Here is a 912-nt window from a genome sequence, read left to right as displayed (position 1 = left end):
GGGCTGGACTTCCTCGGGGGCGCCTGGGAGGTCGTCGAGACGGTCGCCATCGAGGACGAGGCGGAGCGCTACGACGCGCTCCGCGCCTGCGAGGACGCCGTCCGCGCGAACGACCCGGCGTAGGCGCGGACGCCGTCCGGCCGTCGCTCGTCCCCCGACCCCGGCGTCGCCCCCGGCGGCCGGCCGTCGGGACCGCGCCGTCCCGCCGACCGCCGACTTTTTCGACTGGCCCCCGTACGTCGGGGCGTCATGTACGACCGCATCCTGGTCCCCACCGACGGGAGCCCGGCGGCCGACGCGGCCGTCGAGCACGCGGTGACGCTCGCCGACCGCTTCGAGGCCACGCTCCACGCGCTGTACGTCGTCGACTCGACGGCCTACTCGGCGCTGGAGGCCGGCACCGACCTGGTGTCCGACGCGCTGGAGGAGGAGGGCCGGGAGGCCGTCTCGCGGATCGCCGAGGCCGCCGACGACGAGGACCTCCCGGTGATCGAGGCGGTCGTCTCCGGCACCGCCTACCGGTCCATCCTGGAGTACGCCGACGAGGAGGGGATCGACATGATCGTGATGGGGACCCACGGCCGGCGCGGCCTCGACCGGTACCTCCTCGGGTCGGTGACCGAGCGGGTCGTCCGCTCGGCGGACCAGCCCGTTCTCACGGTCCGACACGCCGAGGAGGAGTAGGCCGCCGGCCGGGCGGCGCGACGACGGGCCGGCCCCGCGGACTTCCGCGAGACCCGGGTTTAAGCCCGCCCGAGCGGACCGATCCGGTATGAGCCAGACAGTCGCTCACGAGGACCTGTCCGCGTTCCGCCGAGACCTCCACCGCCACCCAGAGCCGGCGTGGTGCGAGTTCTACACCACCGCCCGCATCGTCGACGAGCTGGAGAAGCGCGACCTGACGGCCGTCCA

General features: G+C 74.2%; 1 protein-coding gene and 1 pseudogene. Both read left to right on the top strand.

Annotated features, from left to right (window positions below):
- Positions 1–249 precede the first annotated feature (249 nt).
- Entirely contained in the window at positions 250–684 is a 435-nt protein-coding gene (locus tag ACQUQ1_RS22450) for a universal stress protein (RefSeq protein WP_435066391.1), read from the top strand.
- Between the two features lie 88 nt (positions 685–772).
- Positions 773–912: pseudogene (locus ACQUQ1_RS22445) on the top strand (amidohydrolase); the annotation flags it as partial.

It is taken from the genome of Halobaculum sp. EA56 (assembly GCF_051195075.1).
GTDB lineage: Archaea > Halobacteriota > Halobacteria > Halobacteriales > Haloferacaceae > Halobaculum.
Note: the sequence above shows the minus strand (reverse complement) of the source record. Positions and strands in the feature narration are given on the sequence as shown.

Bases quoted from the DNA above. Each gene is read 5' to 3' on its own strand.
- ACQUQ1_RS22450 (WP_435066391.1), top strand. From the start codon at position 250: ATGTACGACCGCATCCTGGTCCCCACCGACGGGAGCCCGGCGGCCGAC.